10 protein-coding genes are annotated in these 16,958 nt (G+C 72.0%); 1 reads left to right on the top strand and 9 read right to left on the bottom strand.

Going from position 1 to position 16,958, the window contains the following annotated elements; all coding sequences use genetic code 11:
* From Dfulv_RS26205 to Dfulv_RS26165, 9 genes are all read right to left on the bottom strand, one after another.
* Window positions 1-441: a universal stress protein gene (locus tag Dfulv_RS26205; RefSeq protein ID WP_259855985.1), complete on the bottom strand. Its 441-nt coding sequence runs from the start codon at window positions 439-441 to the stop codon at window positions 1-3.
* A gap of 74 nt (window positions 442-515) precedes the next feature.
* The gene (locus Dfulv_RS26200) at window positions 516-959 is read right to left on the bottom strand and encodes a GtrA family protein (RefSeq protein WP_259855983.1); all 444 of its coding nucleotides are present in this window, start codon (window positions 957-959) and stop codon (window positions 516-518) included.
* Complete coding sequence (locus Dfulv_RS26195) at window positions 956-2,473, bottom strand: glycosyltransferase family 39 protein (RefSeq protein ID WP_259855981.1); 1,518 nt, start codon at window positions 2,471-2,473, stop codon at window positions 956-958. Before Dfulv_RS26195 ends, Dfulv_RS26200 begins: the two co-directional genes overlap by 4 nt.
* The gene (locus Dfulv_RS26190; RefSeq protein ID WP_259855980.1) at window positions 2,470-4,572 is read right to left on the bottom strand and encodes a glycosyltransferase family 2 protein; all 2,103 of its coding nucleotides are present in this window, start codon (window positions 4,570-4,572) and stop codon (window positions 2,470-2,472) included. The genes Dfulv_RS26195 and Dfulv_RS26190 overlap by 4 nt, the downstream gene beginning before the upstream one ends.
* Window positions 4,573-4,587: 15 nt before the next feature.
* Window positions 4,588-8,448: a PA14 domain-containing protein gene (locus Dfulv_RS26185; protein ID WP_259855979.1), complete on the bottom strand. Its 3,861-nt coding sequence runs from the start codon at window positions 8,446-8,448 to the stop codon at window positions 4,588-4,590.
* Window positions 8,449-8,646: 198 nt separating this feature from the next.
* Window positions 8,647-9,912, bottom strand: a complete 1,266-nt coding sequence (locus Dfulv_RS26180) for a cytochrome P450 (protein ID WP_259855978.1) — start codon at window positions 9,910-9,912, stop codon at window positions 8,647-8,649.
* 826 nt (window positions 9,913-10,738) lie between these two features.
* Window positions 10,739-11,920, bottom strand: a complete 1,182-nt coding sequence (locus Dfulv_RS26175; RefSeq protein WP_259855976.1) for a metallophosphoesterase — start codon at window positions 11,918-11,920, stop codon at window positions 10,739-10,741.
* 56 nt (window positions 11,921-11,976) lie between these two features.
* The gene (locus tag Dfulv_RS26170; protein WP_259855974.1) at window positions 11,977-13,758 is read right to left on the bottom strand and encodes a PAS domain-containing protein; all 1,782 of its coding nucleotides are present in this window, start codon (window positions 13,756-13,758) and stop codon (window positions 11,977-11,979) included.
* 38 nt (window positions 13,759-13,796) lie between these two features.
* Window positions 13,797-14,762, bottom strand: coding sequence for a phosphotransferase family protein (locus tag Dfulv_RS26165; protein WP_259855972.1), 966 nt, complete (start codon window positions 14,760-14,762; stop codon window positions 13,797-13,799).
* A gap of 176 nt (window positions 14,763-14,938) precedes the next feature.
* On the opposite strand from Dfulv_RS26165, the gene Dfulv_RS26160 reads away from it, so the two are divergent.
* Window positions 14,939-16,915, top strand: coding sequence for a PPC domain-containing protein (locus Dfulv_RS26160; RefSeq protein WP_259855970.1), 1,977 nt, complete (start codon window positions 14,939-14,941; stop codon window positions 16,913-16,915).
* Window positions 16,916-16,958 lie beyond the last annotated feature (43 nt).

Below are 16,958 nucleotides of genomic sequence, written 5' to 3'. Positions count from 1 at the left end.
TCAGGGGACCACCGTGACGGGCCAGCGGCCCGCCTTCACCAGGCGGACAGCGAGGGAACCGACGAAGCGGTGCCCGAAATGTCGCGACGAGCCGACCACGACCGCGTCGGCGCGAAGCGCATCGGCGACCCGTACCAGCTCCTGGTACGGGTCGCCGCGCACCGCCACGAACTCGGCGTTGACGCCCGCGTAGGCGGCACCCGCCGCGACCTGGCGGCGCATGTCCTCGGTCGCCTCGGCGAGCGCCTGCTCGATCGCGCCGGCCGCGTCCGGGATGAGCCGGCTCGCGGCCGGCGCCCCGGTCACGTAGACGACGACGAGCCGCGCCCGTTCCCGCCGCGCCAGCCCGGCGGCATACGCCCCGGCCCGCATCGACGTCTCCGAACCATCGACACCGGCCACGATCACCCGCGGGCCGTCGGTGCCCAGTTCGAAGTTCACGGCAACAGCATGCCGCAGCCGGGTCGGCGCGGCGCAGGGAGGTCACCGTCCGGGCGCCGCCGGGTCCCGGCGGGTCACGTCGTGCTCTCGGCCACCACGACCGCCGGTACCGGCGCCGGCGCGGGCTCGGGAGCCGGCGGGCGGTAGATGACACGGTCGGTGACGCCGAACCGCAGGACGAACGCCAGCAGGATCGTGCCGAGGTTGGCCAGCAGCTCGTCCACGTGCCACCAGGTCACCAGCGCGGCCAGCAGCGGCAGCCGTACGGCCAGGTCCAGGTTGTTCAGCACCAGGAACCGCACGAAGCGGCCCGCCCAGTGCCGGGCCCGCCGGGCACGGAACACGACCAGGTCGACGAGCGTGAAGTTCCAGCAGATCGCGACCTCCGTCGCGGCCACCGCCGCCACGATGTAGTGGACGTGCAGGTGGTCGACGAGCAGCCACATCACCGCCAGGTTGGGCAGCACGCCGGAGGCGCCCGCCGCGCCGAAGCCGGCGAACCTGAGCAACCGTTTCACGCGCCCACCCGCCGGACGACGATCTCGCCGAAGCGGGCCACGACCGTGGCGCCGGCGATGCCCTCCTTCAGCGTCGGCAGCGACGCGAGCGTGCTGTCGGCCTGGTCGGCCATGACGACGTAGTCGATGCTGGCGGCCCCCGCGGGCAGGACCTCCGCCATGACCTCCGGGTCGGTGTCGACCTTCCACAACCACACCGGCCTCGTGAACCCGGCGAGCTTGAGGTCCATCCAGATGTAGTCGTCGGTGACCACCACGGCGTCGCGGGGCACGTTGTCGACGACCCACCTGGTCGCCGCCCGGGAGTTGGCGCTGCCGTCGGTCTTCGACTGCTCGTACAGGGTGGCCGCCCACGCCGGGACCACCAGCACGGCGGCCAGGACCGCGGCGGCGACCGGCGCGGCCCGCCAGGTGCGGCCGCGGGACCACAGCAGGTCGCCCGCGCCGGCGACGAGCAGCGCGGCGAACGGCAGCAGCGCGATGACGTACGCGAACGGCAGGTATCCGCCGCGGCACATCATCACGACCTGGATCAGCAGCGCGATCCCGATCGGGCGCAGCCGCGCCACCGCCAGCCCGGCCGGGATCAGCAGGACACCCGGCAGGAGCAGCCACGGGTCGAGGTCGGTCCACGACTTCGCCAGGCTGAACGTGCCCGACGACGGGTCCAGCAGGCTGCCGCTGCCGGAGCGGCCGAACAGCTGCCACCACAGCGCCCAGCTCAGGCTGACGTGCCCTTCGCCCGGCAGCAGTTCGTTCTTCAGCAGGGCGAACACCGGGTACGACGCGACGAGCACGCCGAAGGAGACGAAGAAGACGCCGAGGTTCCACTTCCGGGTCCGCTTGTCGGTGTGCCGCACCAGGAGCCAGACCAGCGCGGGGAGCAGGATGACGATGGTCTCCTTGCACAGCGTGGCCGACGCGAACCAGATCGAGCTCCACAGCGCCGCGCCGACGCTGCGCCGGGGCGACGCGGCCGCCGCCATCGCGGCCAGGATGAACATGGTCGCGAGGTTGTCCAGGAAGACCATGCGGTGGAAGAAGACCGCGAGCGGGCTGAGCGCGAACAGCGCGACCGCGACCGCGGCCCAGCCCCGGTTGAGCCGCAGCCGCCGGGCCAGGAGGAACAGCAGCGCGCAGCCGGCCAGCGCCGAGATGAGCATGACCTCCCGGCCGACCATGACCGCGCTGGGCGCCCGGTCGAAACCGTCGGTGAGCCCGGCGTAACCGGCGATGATGGCCCAGCCGAGGAACGGGTGGTCGTACCAGTACGTGTAGTGGGACAGGCCGCCGTGGTCGAGCATCGCCCACGCCTGGTTGACGTAGGTGCCCTCGTCGTCGTTGATCCGTCCCGGCCAGCCGTGCAGGTTCCAGCCGTTGACCAGCCCGGCGACGAGCAGCAGCGGGCCGAGGACGAGCAGGCTCCTGCGGTGGTGCCGCCATCGTGAGGGGCGCCGCTCGACGACGGCGGGAGCGCGGACCGGGCTGCGCTCGACCTCGAGGACCGCGGTCACGCGGCACCTTCCACGACCAGAGCGGGCCGGTGGTGGCCGCCGTGGGCGGTCTTGTGCCAGGTGGTGTTGCCGTCGATGTGCTGCCAGACCGCCCAGAACGCGGCGCCCATGAGCACCCACTGGTACAGGGGCGCGCCGACCAGCAGGAACGCGTAGTGCCGCCACAGCACCTTCTGCCGGTAGGCGTGCGCGAACTCCCGCAGCCCGACGACCTGCGTGGCGAGCGTGATCAGGATGGGCAGGAAGGGGGCGTACATCAGCATCGCCACGAACACCGGGACCTTGAGCCAGACGATCGTCGCGATGGACAGCGGGATCAGCAGGGCCGAGAACGCCTGCAGGAAGGGCGTGGCCAGGATGTACCCCGCGAGGATCCGCTGCCGCAGCGTCGGCAGCGTCGACCAGCGGCCCTCGAGCAGGATGCTCAGGAAACCCTGGTTCCAGCGGACCCGCTGCCAGAACAGCGATCCGGCCTTCCGGTCGGCGATCGTCTGCGGCACCTCCTCGCGCGTGGCAAGTTCCGGCTCGTAGGCGGCGACCACCCGCGCGTTGTACCGCGTGCAGAGCAGAACGCCGAGCGCGCAGTCCTCGGTGAGGTTGTCGGGCCAGCCGCCGGCCTTCTCCATCAGCTCGCGCCGGATGAACACGGTGTTGCCGCCCAGCGGCACGAAACCGGTGCGCACCTGGTAGAACATCCGGCTGGTGAACCAGAAGAAGTACTCCATGACGTTGTGCACCTTGAACCAGTCGCGCACCCGCCGGCCCAGTGTCATCAGCTGCACACCGCCCTGCACGACGTCGGCCCCGGTGTGGCCGAGCAGCGTGTTGACCCGGGTCAGCAGCTGCGGTGCGACGTCGTCCTCCGCGTCGATGACGCCGATGACCGTACCGGTGGCGGCGGCCAGGGCGGCGTTGAGCTGGCGCGGCTTGTTGGACTTCGGATAGGAGCGGATGACCGTCCTCACGCGGTGGTGCGGGTCGTCGTCGGCCTGCACCCGCCGCACCTCGGCGATCGTCGGGTCGTCGCCCTCGACGAGCGAGACCAGGATCTCGTAGTCGCCGTAGTCCTGCTCGAGGAGGTGCCGCAGCGTGGCGGCGATGACGAGGTCCTCGTGCAGCGCGGGCACGATGATGGAGAACTTCTCGTGGTGCTCGTCCTCCCCGGCGGCCGGCCAGCGCATCTGCTCGACCGCCTCCGGGGTCCGCCAGCCGTAGAGGCGCCAGCGCACCTCGAGGGCGCCGACGACGGTGTTGTACAGCGCGACGGCGGTGACGAGCAGGGCGAGGACCGCCGCGCCGGACAGCGGCGAGAGCACCAGCCCGGCGGTGACCGCCGCGACGAGCGTGAGCCCGGCCGCCCAGCGCGCCGCCGGGCCGGACAGCCAGGTCACCAGCCGCAGCCACGGCAGCTGCCGCAGGTACAGCATCCCCTGGCGCACATCGCCCTTGCTGGCCCCCGCCACCCGCCGGCCGAAGTCGAGCGGCAGCTCGGTGCGGCGCAGCCGCGGATACCGCGCCAGGATCTCCAGCAGGATCTTGAAGCCGCGGGAGCGCAGCCGCTCGGGGTCGACCTTGTCGAGGCGGACGCCGAAGAAGCCGGTCATCGGGTCGGTGACGCCGCGCAGGGCGAACGGGAACGCGATCCGGGCGAGGACCGTCGACCCGGTCGACACGACGCGCCGCAGGGGGCCGTCGAGGCCGCCGGTGTTGCCGCCCTCGCGGTAGCGGCTGGCCATCACCAGGTCGTGGCCGTCGAGCGCGGCGAGCATCGCCGGCACGAGCTCCGGCGGGTGCTGGAGGTCGGCGTCCATGACGAGCGCCTTCACCGCCCGTGCGCGCCGGTAGCCGTCGGCCACCGCGCCGGCCAGCCCGCCGACGCGCTGGGCGCCGCTGCGGTGGAAGACCCGCACGCGCAGGTCGTCGCGTTCGAGCCGCGCCGCGGCCAGGGCGATGGCGTCGACGGTACGGTCGTCGTCGCTGTCGTCGACGAACACCAGTTCGGCGTCGGTCAGGACCTGCGAAAGCCGTTCGATCAAGGGGCCTACGTTGTCCTCCTCGTGCCGGCACGGCACGACGATCGTGGCCAGTGGGGTGGTCACGGGGAATCTCCTTCGCTACAACCGGATGACCGAACAGCGCGCCAGTGCGCCGCCGCCGCTGTCGAAGTACTCGACCGTGAACGTGTGGGCGCCTTCGGTCAGGGCGGTTTCGAACGTGTACGTGGTCGGCGGATGGTCGGACCATCCGTCGATCACCACGGCTCCGTCGACGAGCACGCGGATGCCGTCGTCACTGGTGGCGGTGATGCGGTACGTGCCGCCGGCCAGGTGGTCGGTCCTGGTCCAGCGGGCGGAGAAGCCGTCGGCGGGCACGTCCTCGGCCGGGGCGCCGTCGCCCCAGTCGTGGTCGACCGCCGTCTCCTCGCGGGTCAGCAGGGGTTGCCCCGCGAGGCCGGTGCCGGCGTAGTAGGAGGCCGTCCACGGTACGGGCGGCGGCGGGTCGGCGGTCTTGTCGTAGGTGAGCCGGGCGATCGCGCCGGCCGCCCGCTCGTAGTACTCGACGGTGATCACGTGCGCGCCCTCGGCGAGGTTGCGCTGGATGACGAACGTCGTCGGGGGCTGGTCGCGCCACTCGTCCAGGACGAGCACGCCGTCGACGAAGAGGCGGGCGCCGTCGTCGGCGACGAGCCGGAACGTGTAGATCCCGGCGGCCAGGATGTCGGTGCGCGTCCAGCGGGCCGAGAAGCCGTCGGCGGGCAGGCCGGGGCCGGGCGGGCCGGCGCCCCAGTCGAAGTCGACGGCCGCGTCCTGCCGCGCGATCGCCGGCACGCCGGACAGCGTGGTGTTCGCGTAGTAGGCGCCGTCCCAGCCCGGCGGGGAGGTGACGTCGCCGACGCGCCGGTAGTCGGCGCGCAGCTGGTTGCCGGCGGCGTTCTCGTAGTACTCGACCCGGATCGCGTGCGGCCCCCCGGAGACCAGCTTGTCGGCGGTGAACGCCTCGTTCTGCTCGCGCCACTTGTCGACCACCGGCTGGTCGTCGACGAACACACGGACGCCGTCGTCGCTGGTGCCGCTGAAGCGGTAGAGGCCGGCGGGCAGCACGTCGGTGCGGGTGTACACCGCGACGAAGTGGTCGTCGCCGATGCCGCCGCCGGGGGAGCCGTCGAGCTGGATCGCGCTCTCCGGGCGGGTCAGGTCGGGCGCGCGGGCCGGGACGGCCGGGGCGCTGCCCGCGCCGGGCGTGTTCCAGTACCTCGCCGTCCAGGGCGGTGCCGATGGCAGGTCGCCGGCCCGGGACCAGGTCAGGCGGGCCAGCGCCGAGGCGTCGTTCTCGTAGTACTCCATGACGATCGTGTGCGCGCCGCCGCCGAGCACCAGCCGCGCCGTGTGGTCGGTCGCGCCCTGGTCGACCCAGCGGTCGATCACCTTCTGGCCGTCGACCCACAGCCGCACGCCGTCGTCCGTGGTGGTGGTGAAGTCGTAGTAGCCGGCGGTGAGCGTCACCGAGCGGGTGTACCGCGCGACGAAGTGGTCGGGGTCGATGCCGGCGCCGGGGGAGCCGGGGCCCCAGTCGTGGTCGACGGCCGCCTCGTCGCGGCTCAGCCGCGGCCGGGTGGCCGGGACCGTCGGCGCGGTGCCGGCGCCGGGCGTGTTCCAGTACTCGGCGAGGAACACGTCGCGCGGCTGGTCCGGCGTGGTCTCCCAGGACAGCTTGGCGCTCGCGTCGACGACGTTGTCGTAGAACTCCATCCGTACCTTGTGCTCGCCCGCCGCGAAGTCCACGACGTGGTCGTAGGCGGTGGGTCCCTGGTCGTGCCACTGGTCGATGACGAGCTGGTCGTCGAGGTAGAGCCGGGCGCCGTCGTCGGAGGCGATCGTGAACCGGTAGCGGCCGGCGGCGAAGTACTGCTGCTTCGTCCAGCGCGCCGAGAAGTGGTCCGCGTTCACGCCCGGCCCGGGCGGGTCGGTCGACCAGAGGAAGTCGACCTGCCGGTCCTGGCGCGTCAGGACCGGCGGTCCCCGCAGGTCCTGGTTGTTGAAGAACTCCGCGGTGAACGGCGGCGACGGCGCGTAGTGGGCCGTGAAGGTCGCGTCGGCTGCCGGGGTGGTGACGAAGTGCCGGATCGCGCCGCCGTCGGACCAGCCGGTGAAGTGGTACACGTTTCCGTTCGCGTCGACCGCGGTCGGCGGTGCGGCGATCTCGCGCTTGAACCCGACGACGCCCTGCACCGCGTCGGGTGTCCGGATCGGCACGCCGTCGAGGGTCAGCCCGAGCCCGGGCGGGGCCGTCGCGAACGTCAGCACCGACGTGTTCGGGTAGATGAACACCGACCTGCTGGCGGACAGGCCGTTGCGGTCGGTGACGGTCACCTTCACCTCGAACCAGGTGTCGGCCGACGCCTCGCCGGTGGTCGGGATCGTGAACGTGCCGACGCGGCCGGTGAGCGGCCCGACGAACGGGTGCAGGTGCGTGTTGTGGTGCAGGAACACCTCGGTCTTGAGGTCGCCGTCGCTGACGTCGAAGCCCGCCGCGTCGGTGCCGAAGGCGTTGTACGTGATGGTGTCGCCGGAGTTGTACCGGGACCCGTCGACGGGCGCCGCGATGGCGACCGTCGGCGGTGATCCCACCTGGATCACGATGGGCCTCGATGTGACGGTGTTCTGCCCGTCGGACACCGTCAGCGTCACCGGGTACACACCCACCGTGCTGTAGGTCTTGGTGGGGTTGGCGGCGGCACTGGTGCTGCCGTCGCCGAGATCCCAGTGGTAGCTCAGGTCGTCACCGTCCGGGTCGCTCGTGCCGGCGCTGGAGAAGTGGACCGTGAGCGGCTCCTCACCGCCGGTCGAGTCCGACGACGCGCGCACGATCGGCGCGTTCCCGGCGAGGCTGTACGACACGCGGTAGAGCTGGCCGGGAAAGTACGTGATGTAGTACAGCGAGCCGTCCGGGGCGACCTTGAGGTCCACGACGCTGCCGGCGTCGACGTCGAAGTCCTTCACCTGCGTGATCTGGCCGGCGTCGTCGAGCAGCGCCTGCTTGATGAACCCGCGGGAGTAGTCGCCGAAGAACAGGCTGCCGCGGTACTCGGGCGGGAACTGGGTTCCGCGGTAGACCGGCCCGGCGGTCACCGCCCCGCTGCCGCCGTCGTGGTTGTAGGCGGTCAGCGGCTCGACGTAGCCGGCGCACGCCGCCGTGCAGCGGCCCTCGTGGACCGGCCAGCCGTAGTTGCCGCCCTTGACGACGAGGTTGAGCTCCTCCCAGGTGAAGTCGCCGACGTCGCCGCCGTAGAGCCGGCCGGTCGCGCTGTCGAACTGGAACCGCCAGGGATTGCGGAACCCGTACGCCCAGATCGCCCCGAGTTTCCCGGGCTGCCCGGCGAAGGGGTTGTCCGGCGGAATGGTGCCGTCCGGGTTGATCCGCAGGATTTTCCCGTGCGGATTGGACAGGTCCTGCGCGTTCGGCGGGTAGCCGTTGTCGCCGACGGCGAAGTACAGCTTCCCGTCCGGGCCGAAGCGGATGCTGCCGCCGACGTGCAGCAGTTGTGAGGGTGATTGTGTCTGGAAAATGGTGTACGGGCCGTCGGTGCCGACGTCACCCGAGGCGTCGAAACGCACCAGGTGATTGAGCAGGTCGTGCCCGGTGTAATAGAAGTAGACGTAATGGTTGGCGACGCCGAATCCCGGGTCGAAGGCGATGCCGATCAGGCCGCGGTCGCCCGACGCCTCCGAGGGCAGGTCGGCGAAGGGCTGCGTGAGCAGGTGCCCGTCCTTGAAGATCTTGATCTTTCCGGTGCGCTCCAGGATGAAAATGCGCCCGTCGGGCGCGATTTCGAATCCGCTGGGGCCGTCCAGCCCGGCGCCGACGACGAGTTGCGTGGCGAATCCGGGCGGGGTCGCCGCACGCACCGGCGGCATCGGCCCGATGAGCGACGCCACCAGTGTCAGTAATGCGACAAACGGCAGGTACCTGCGCACGAACTGCATCCTGGGGCGCCCGTGTAAGGCCGCAATAGCGATTCCGGGAATGCGCGGTGACGACCTTGGGTCGGCATTGTTTCGCCGCCCGACCGAAGCTACGGAAATATCGGAAGGGCGGTAAAACGGACAGCGCCGGATGCGAGCGAGAATGCACCGTCGTGCGGCCGGATGGTTCATCCGGAAACACGCCCGAGGTCAGACCGTCACCGGCAGCGACTCGAACCCGCGCAGGACCCGCGTGGTGCGCCGGTGCGGCGTCCCGTCGACGGTCAGGCCGGGGTAGCGCTCGAACAGCATCCGCAGGCCGATCTCGCCCTCCAGCCGGGCCAGTGCCGCGCCGAGGCAGTAGTGCACACCTGCGGAGAACGACAGGTGGTCGCGGGCGTTGCCGCGGGTGACGTCGAACCGGTCCGGGTCGTCGAAGGCGGCCGGGTCGCGGTTGGCGCCGCCGATCATCGGCACGACGACGTGCCCGGGCCGGAAGTGGACCCCGGCGATCTCGACCGGGCGGCGGCAGACCCGGGCCGTGCTCTGCACCGGTGCGTCGTACCGCAGCATCTCCTCGACGGCGTTGGGCCACCGGTGCGGTTCGGCCTCCAGGACCTCACGCTGCCCGGGATGGCGCATCAGCAGTGCCGCCCCGGTGCCGAGCAGGTTGACGGTGGTCTCGAACCCCGCGGCCAGCAACAGCCCCGCGGTCGCCAGCAGCTCGTCGTCGGTCAGTTGCTCGCCCTCGAGGTGGACCAGCCGGCTGAGCAGGTCGTCGCCGGGCTGCCGGCGCAGTCGCTCGAAGTGGCCGCGCAGCCAGGCGTTGACGTGCCTGATGTTGATCTCCGTCTGCCGGTACTGCCGGAAGGTCAGCCCGATGTCCAGCGTCGGCGCGGCGGCGGCGCCCCAGGCGAGGAACTGGCGGCGCATCCGCGTCGGCACGCCGAGGATCTCCGCGATGATCGTCACCGGCAGGAGCGACGCGTAGCCGGCGACCAGGTCGGCGGGCCTGTCCGCGAGCAGCTCGTCGCAGGTCTCCTCGATCTTCGGCCGGAGTCCTTCGATGGCCCGCGCGGTGAAGACCTTCGCGACGAGGCGGCGGTAGCGGGTATGGTCGGGCGGGTTGACGACGAGCATCGACGGCGGGTCGACCGGCCCGATCGGTGAGTTGCGCCAGGCGAGCCGCCACACCGGTCCGAGCGGCCCGGACAGCCCCTGCTCGGCGGCCCCCACGCCGAACGCGTCGCTGCGCAGGACCGCGGAGACGGCGTCGTGGTGGGCGGTGGCCCACATCAGTTGCCCGCGCACCAGTCGCCCGGCTTTGCGAACGGAGTCGTAGAACGGGTAGGGATCGGCGCGGACGGCGGGGTCGACGAAGAAGCCGGCCAGCTGGTCGCCGCTGCGGGCCGCTCTGGCGATGCCTGCTCGCATGAGTCCGTGCCTGGTCGCCCACCGCAGCGCCATCCCCGTCATGCTTCCTTGGTACTATGAGGTACCAGCGACGTCAACGCCCGTGCCGAGCGGCCTGGAGTGCATTCGATGCTCCGCCGTGTCGGGTGGCGCCGGTGCCGGCTCGGGAAGTGCGGTGTGGGTCGCGTCGGCGGAGGCCGGGAGCGGCCGCGCATCGACCTTGGAACGGTGGGTGTCGGTGGTGCTTGTTCCTCGGCACTCGCCTCCACGCCGAACGAGGCCTGTTCACGTGATCCACGGCGGCCGGCCCAACGGGATGCGGCCGTGGTGCTCGTGCTGTATCAGATGTCGGGAAATGATAGACACTGATAAGATCCAGCGGGGTCCATTTTTCATGATCCCGTAGACTTTGTGCTGCGTGAGTGACCACAAGTCTTCGGGATCATGGAAACGGGCACGCATCGAGAGCTGTGGATGCACCGAGATGTCCGAAATGTCACCCTGGATCGAGCTGGTGCGCGCAGTGCGGTGGTAGCCGCAGCGCCGCCCACACCGGCTTCATCGGCGCTGGTGGAGGTTGCCCGCTCTGATGGGGCCGTCCAGGCTGGCGGCGGGTCCGGGTCGCGGACGTGGCCTCAGACTGCCTCGCGCCACCGGGGCCGGCGTGCCCGCGCGCCGGGTCGGGCATGCCCTGCCGGTCGGCTGCGCTGGCGCATCCCGCGACCGCGTTCCCCGGCCTGGTCCGCCCGGCCTGGTCCGCCCGGCCTGGTCCGCCCGGCCTGGTCCGCCCGGCCTGGTCCGCCCGGCCTGGTCCGCCCGGCCTGGTCCGCCCGGCCTGGTCCGCCCGGCCTGGTCCGCCCGGCCCGGGTCGAGCCTCCGGCTGCAGGTGTCAGGAGCTGCGCAGTGTCAGTTCGGTGATCTCGCTCGGGGCGAAGACGCGGAACGGGGGGCCCCAGAAGCCGGTGCCTCGGCTGGTGAACAGTTGGGTGCGGGAGCCGTGGCGGGTCAAGCCTTGCACCACCGGCTGGTCGAGGCGGACCAGGTAGTGGAAGGGCCAGATCTGGCCGCCGTGCGTGTGGCCGGACAGCTGCAGGTCGATGCCGTGCGCCACGGCGGCGTCGATCTGCTTCGGCTGGTGGGCCAGCAGCAGCACCGGGAGGGCGGGATCGGCGCCGGCCAGGGCCGTCGCGTGGTCCGCGCGGTGGCCCTCCAAGCCTGCCCCGGCCGCCGTGCGGTCGTCGACGCCCGCCACGACGAGCTCCGACCCGCCGCGCGAGACGATCAGGTGGCGGTTGTGCAGCGGCTCCCAGCCCAGGCCGCGCATGTGGTCGAGCCAGCCCTGGGCCTCGCCGAAGTATTCGTGATTGCCGGTCACGTAGACCCGCGCCATGCGGGCGCGGACGTCGCCGAGCGGGGCGGCCTGCTCGGTGCGCTGCGCCACGGTACCGTCCGCGATGTCGCCGGTGTGCGCCACGATGTCGGCGTCGAGGGAGTTCACCACCTCGGTCACGCCGCGGGACCAGCGGGCGCGGTTGATCGGGCCGTAGTGGGTGTCGGTGAGCAGGACCACCCGCAGGCCGTCGAGGCCGGCGCCGAGCCGCGGGACGGTGACCGTGACCCGGCGGACACGCGGGATCCGCATGGCTTCGACGTAGCCCCAGACGCCGATGCCGGCGGCGACGACCGCGGTGAACGCCGCGGTGATCCGGGAGCGCAGCGGGTCGTCGACTCCACCGGCCAGCATCGCGAGGCGGAGCAGGTCGCCGGCGAGCGCCCAGACGAACAGGATCCACACCGCGCCGAGGAGCGTGTCGGCGACGCGGGCCGCCCAGTCGACGCGGCGGCCGTGGCCGAGCACCATGAGCACCGGGAACGAGACCGCCGCGGCGGCGAAGAGGACGGTGCCGATCGCCGCCACCGGGGTGGGCCACTGGTTGCCGGACATCACCAGCGACCACCACGGCACGCCGAACAGCAGCGCCAGCACCGCGGTGAGGGTGAGCCCGAAGGTCAGCGGGCGGATCAGGGATCTGCGCCGCGGTGCGGGGACAGCCGCTTCAGTCGTCGCCATCCACGAAGCATGGCACGCAGTGCCACCCGGCGACCACGAGGATGCTGAGAGACCGCTCAGCTGAACTTGCGCGCGGAGCTGTCCCGGTTCTGCGCCCCGGGCGAGTCGCCGAGCGTCCGGCGCAGCAGCTCGTGCTCGGCCCGCCGCTGCTCGGTCACGTCGCGCAGGGTCACCACCATGCCGCGGACCAGGCGGTCGTCGCGCAGGTCGCGGAAGACGACCTCGACGAGCACGCGCGTGCCGTCGGGGCGGCGCAGGCTCCACCGGTCGCGGGTGCCGTCGTGGTCCTCGGCGCGGGCCCGCGCGAGGGTGCGCATGACCTGCTCGCGGTCGTCGGGCCGGACGATCTCACGCAGCGTGGCGAACGGCGTCGGCCAGATGCCCAGGACGTCGGTGACGGACGGGCTGGTGTACCTGATGCGCTGGTCGTCGTCGAGCACCAGCACGACGTCGTTGGAGTGCGAGGTGACCGCGCGCAGGTACGCGTCGCTGTCGCGCCGGCTCGCGACCTCGGTCAGGCTGATGCGGGCCAGCGCCAGCGCGGCCTGCCCGGCGAGCACGGCGACCGCGTCGAGCGCGGTGAGCAGGTCGCGGCGGTCGCCGCCGATGTAGAGCACCCCGGCGTCGAGGGGGCACACCATCACGTGGTCGAACGCGGCGAGCCGCTTGCTCCACAGCGGCGGGATGTCGCCGACCGGCACGATCCGGGCCGCGGACAGCTCGTCGAGCGGCAGCAGGTCGGTGAGGCTGAAGTCGACGACGATGTCGTGGGTGGCGGCGCCGGGCAGGAGGGTGCGCACGGCGGAGCGGACGGCTTCGGCCACCGCGCCGGCGTCGGTCGCGCCGACGAGGACGGTGCCGGCCTCGCGCAGCGCCCGTTCGCGGCGCAGGGCGCTGGCGTGCTTGCCGACGGCGTCGCTGAGCCGGACGACGAGCAGCGCGAGCGTGATGCCGAACGCGACGGCGATCACCGGGCCGTCGTGCACCCCGCCGGTGAGGGCCTGGGCCAGCAGCACCAGCGGTGCGAACGCCACCGAGACCAGCAGGACCACCAGGCCGAGGCCGTGGACCGGCTCGCGACCGCGCCGCAGCGGACCTTTCGCCGGCGCGGTGAGCTGCGCCATCGACGGGTGGAGGGCGGCCGCGCCCCAGGCCGTGTAGAGCACCACGTACGCCACGTCGGCCGGGCCGCCCGGCTGGAGGCCGCCGTGCGCCTGCGCCACGCCGTAGGCGACGTTGCCGACGAGCAGGCCGAGCGCTCCGACGGCGAGCAGGATCGCGGACGGGTTGCGCCGGCCTGCGGTGACGAGCCGGACCGTGACGATCAGGAGGACGACGTCGCCGAGCGCGTACGCGGCCTGCAGCGACCAGTCGACGGCGCTCATGCCGCCCACGGCCAGCCGCGGGCCGCCGATGAACACCCAGGCGGCGAGCAGGGCCGCGCAGCCGAGCGCGAGCAGGTCGACGAGGCGGGAGCGGTCGTCGAGGGTGGCGCCGGCGCGGGTCAGGCCGATCAGCGCGGTCGCCACGACCGGGAACATCAGCAGGTAGCAGAGGGTGGCCAGCGCCGGTGGCTCGGGCGCGGCCTGCGTGACGAGGCCGTAGACGAAGTCGCCGGCCATCATCGCCACGAGCGCGGCGGCCAGGGCCCGCCAGGCGGCCGGCCGCTCGGGGCGGACCGTGCTGATGCCCGCGACGACGGCCGCTGCCGAGCTCAGGCCGATGCCGGCCCAGGCCACGGAGTCGAACTGCGGAGCCGCGAACAGCACCGTGCCGAACGCCGCCATGAGCACGGCGTATCCGAACGCGAACCGGTGCAGCCTGCCCAGTCTGCTCATCGACGTCCTTCGGATGTGTGTTGTTTTCCTCACCACGGTCAGCCGAGCTCACGCAGGTCCGCGAGCAGGAGCGGGGTCACCCATTCGCGGCGCTCCCGCTCGACCTCGCCGGTCATGGCCCGGCTCGGCATCTCCGCCAGGAGCAAGAGGTAGAACTGGATGCGGTACAGCATGAGCCTGCGCTGTTGCGCGCCGGTGAACGCGGGCGGGTTGGCGCCGTAATAGCCGCGCAGCACCGGATGTCCCGGCGTCTCCTCCATGCGCTGCCCGATGGCGGTGCAGACGAAGTCGTAGAGGGGGTCGCCCCAGAAGTACCGCTCGCCGTCGACGAGCCCGGTGAACGCGCCGTCCCGGCACAGCACGTTGCCGTCCCACAGGTCGAAGTGGATCAGTGACGGGGTCCGCACCTCGTCGAGCGCGTCGCCGTGCCGGTCGATCGCGCCGAGCAGCTCCGCGTCGCCGGCGGGCAGGGTGACACCCCAGTCGCGGGCGTCGGCGAGCAGGTCGGCGGTCATGCCGGTGAACGCCTCGCGCCAGCCGTCCGCGCCGGTGCGGCCCGGCCCGTCGTAGCCGAACCGGGTGCCCGTCACGGTGTGCAGCGTGCGCAGCGCCCGGCCGAGCTGCTCGCGGACGCCGTCGGCGGTGCCGTCCGCCTGTTCGGCGAGCGGCCGGCCGGGCAGGAGGCCGACGACGACCAGGTCGTCGTCGGCGTACAGGACGGGCGGCACCGGCACCTCGGGAGCGTGCGCGGCCACGAGCCGGTAGTAGCGCGCCTCGGCGGGGATCATGCCCTGTTCGTACCGCAACAGCGGGCAGTCCGCCGGTGGACCGATCTTGACGACGACGTCGGTGCCGTCCTCGAGGGTGGCCCGCCACACGGCGGCGAAGGTGCCCCCGGAGAGGGGTCCACAGTGGACTGCGCTGCGGCCGGAACGGTCCCGGAGCAGGGCTGTGACGTCACCGGCGGTGAGCCGGCGCTGAGTAGGACTGATGGCGGCGGGCACCCGCACACCCTACGACGTCAGGAGCGGTCCCCGGGGAACGGTGATGACACATTGGAGATCGTCTCCGCGATTGTTAAATCTCATATTGATCACCGTTAGTGCTAAGGAAAGGGTAGTCGAAGCGACCGTGCAGGTCATAGCGTGCTCGAAAGCGCCTGACTCAATGGGGAGGCCAAGTGAGGAAAAGGCTCGCGAGTATCGCCGTGGCCGGCCTGATCGCCGGCTCCGCGGCGGTGCTGGCACCGGCACCGGCGTCGGCGGCACCCGCCACGCCGTCGAAGGATCTCGCGGCGGGCATCAAGCGACAGCTCGCCGCCGGGGTGCAGGTGGTGCCGAAACAGACGGCGGCGGCGAAGGCGGCCGCGCCGCGCACCGCGAATCCCTACACCGCGCTGCTGCCGGACAGCAGCAGGGTCGACAAGTACTACTGGTCGGAACAGGCCAGGATCAGGTCCGCCACCCGAGCGCAGCAGAAGAAGGCCCAGAACACCCGCGCGGCGGCACCGTCGCCGCTGCTGCACGACGAGGCCGAGCCGCGGGGCTTCTTCGGCTCCAACGACACCCACGCCACCGCCGAGCTGATCAAGGGCTTCGGCACCGGCAAGACCGTCAACAACCGGGCCCGCGTGCTCGGCCAGCTCTCGCCGGAGGCGGTCAGCTCCTCGTCCGTCAGCCCGGCCACCGAGGACGACGGCGCGATCCCGATCGCCGCCGACTTCGGCGTCGGCGCGGGCCGCAAGGCGATCACGACCACCGGCACGGTCGGCGACGGCCCGCACGGCAGCGCCGGCGACGACACGGGCGACTTCGACTTCGTCAAGATCACCGCGTCGGCCGGGCAGCAGCTCGTCGCCGCCGTCGACACGCCGACCGGCTCGCTGGACCCGGTCGTCGGCCTCTACGACGCGGCCGGCGAGCTGGTGGCCACCGACGACGACGGCGGCCCGGGCCTCGACAGCCTGCTCGACTTCAGCGTCACCACGAGCGGCACCTACTACCTGATCGTCTCCGGGTTCGGCGTCGGCACGGTGTTCCCGGCCGACCCGTTCGACTCCGGCAGCGGCCTGGGCTCCGGCAGCGAGGGGCCGTACAACCTCGGCGTCCGGCTCGCCTTCCCCGACCGTGACTTCTTCGCGGTCGACCTCGCCGCCGGCGACGTCCTCGGCGGCTCGGTGACCGGCGTCGGCACCCGGCTGACCGTCCGCGACCCGTCGGGCCGGATCGTGTTCGGCTCCGAGCAGGACGCGAGCTTCATCTACGCGCCCAGCTCGCCGCTGCCCGGCGGCGGCAACGCGGTCGTCTCGCAGGTCGCGGCGACGGCGGGGCGGTACTCGGTGGAGGTCGGCGGCACCGCCGGCAACTACGACATCACGCTCGAGGCGTACCGGCCCGGTCCGGAGGCGCAGGAGCAGGGCACGGTCCAGACGCTGTTCCTCGACTTCGACGGTGCCCGGATCAACACCGCGATCTTCGGCGGCCCGGGCGTGCGGCAGCTGTCGCCCCTCGCCGGGTTCCTCGGCCGATGGGGCCTGACCGCCGCCGACGAGGGCAAGGTGATCGACGCGGTGATCGCCGCGGTCAAGGAGAACACGATCACCGACATGAAGGCCCGCGGCACCGACCCGCGCTTCGGGCTGAAGATCCTCAACAGCCGCGACAACCCCGACGCCTTCGGCCAGCCGAACGTGCACCGGATCGTCGTCGGCGGCACGATCGACGAGTCGGGCATCGACACGATCGGCATCGCGCAGTTCATCGACCCGGGCAACTACGCCGCCGAGGACAGCGCGATCGTGCTGCTCGACATCCTCAGCGACCCGAGCGGACCGGCGTCGCTCAACACGTACATCACCCCGGCCAGCAACAAGATCAAGTTTGTCGGCCGGGCGCTCGGCAACGTGATCACCCACGAGGCCGGGCACCTGTACGGCAACTTCCACACCGACCCGCTCAACTCGACGCCCAACCTGATGGACGCCGGTGGCGCGTTCCCCGGCCTCTTCGGGGTGGGCCCGGACAACGTCGGCGGCACCGCCGACGACGTCGACTACGACTTCGGGCACGACGAGTTCTACCCGGCCGAGGGTCTCACCGGCACCGAGGACACGCTCAACACGGCGGCCTGGGGCCTGGTGAAGGGCAAGGCGAAGTAACCAGGCTCACGAGGTACCACCGGAATCGCCACGTCCACGGCGG

Origin of the sequence: Dactylosporangium fulvum (assembly GCF_025137375.1) — a bacterium.
GTDB lineage: Bacteria > Actinomycetota > Actinomycetes > Mycobacteriales > Micromonosporaceae > Dactylosporangium > Dactylosporangium fulvum.
Note: the sequence above shows the minus strand (reverse complement) of the source record. Positions and strands in the feature narration are given on the sequence as shown.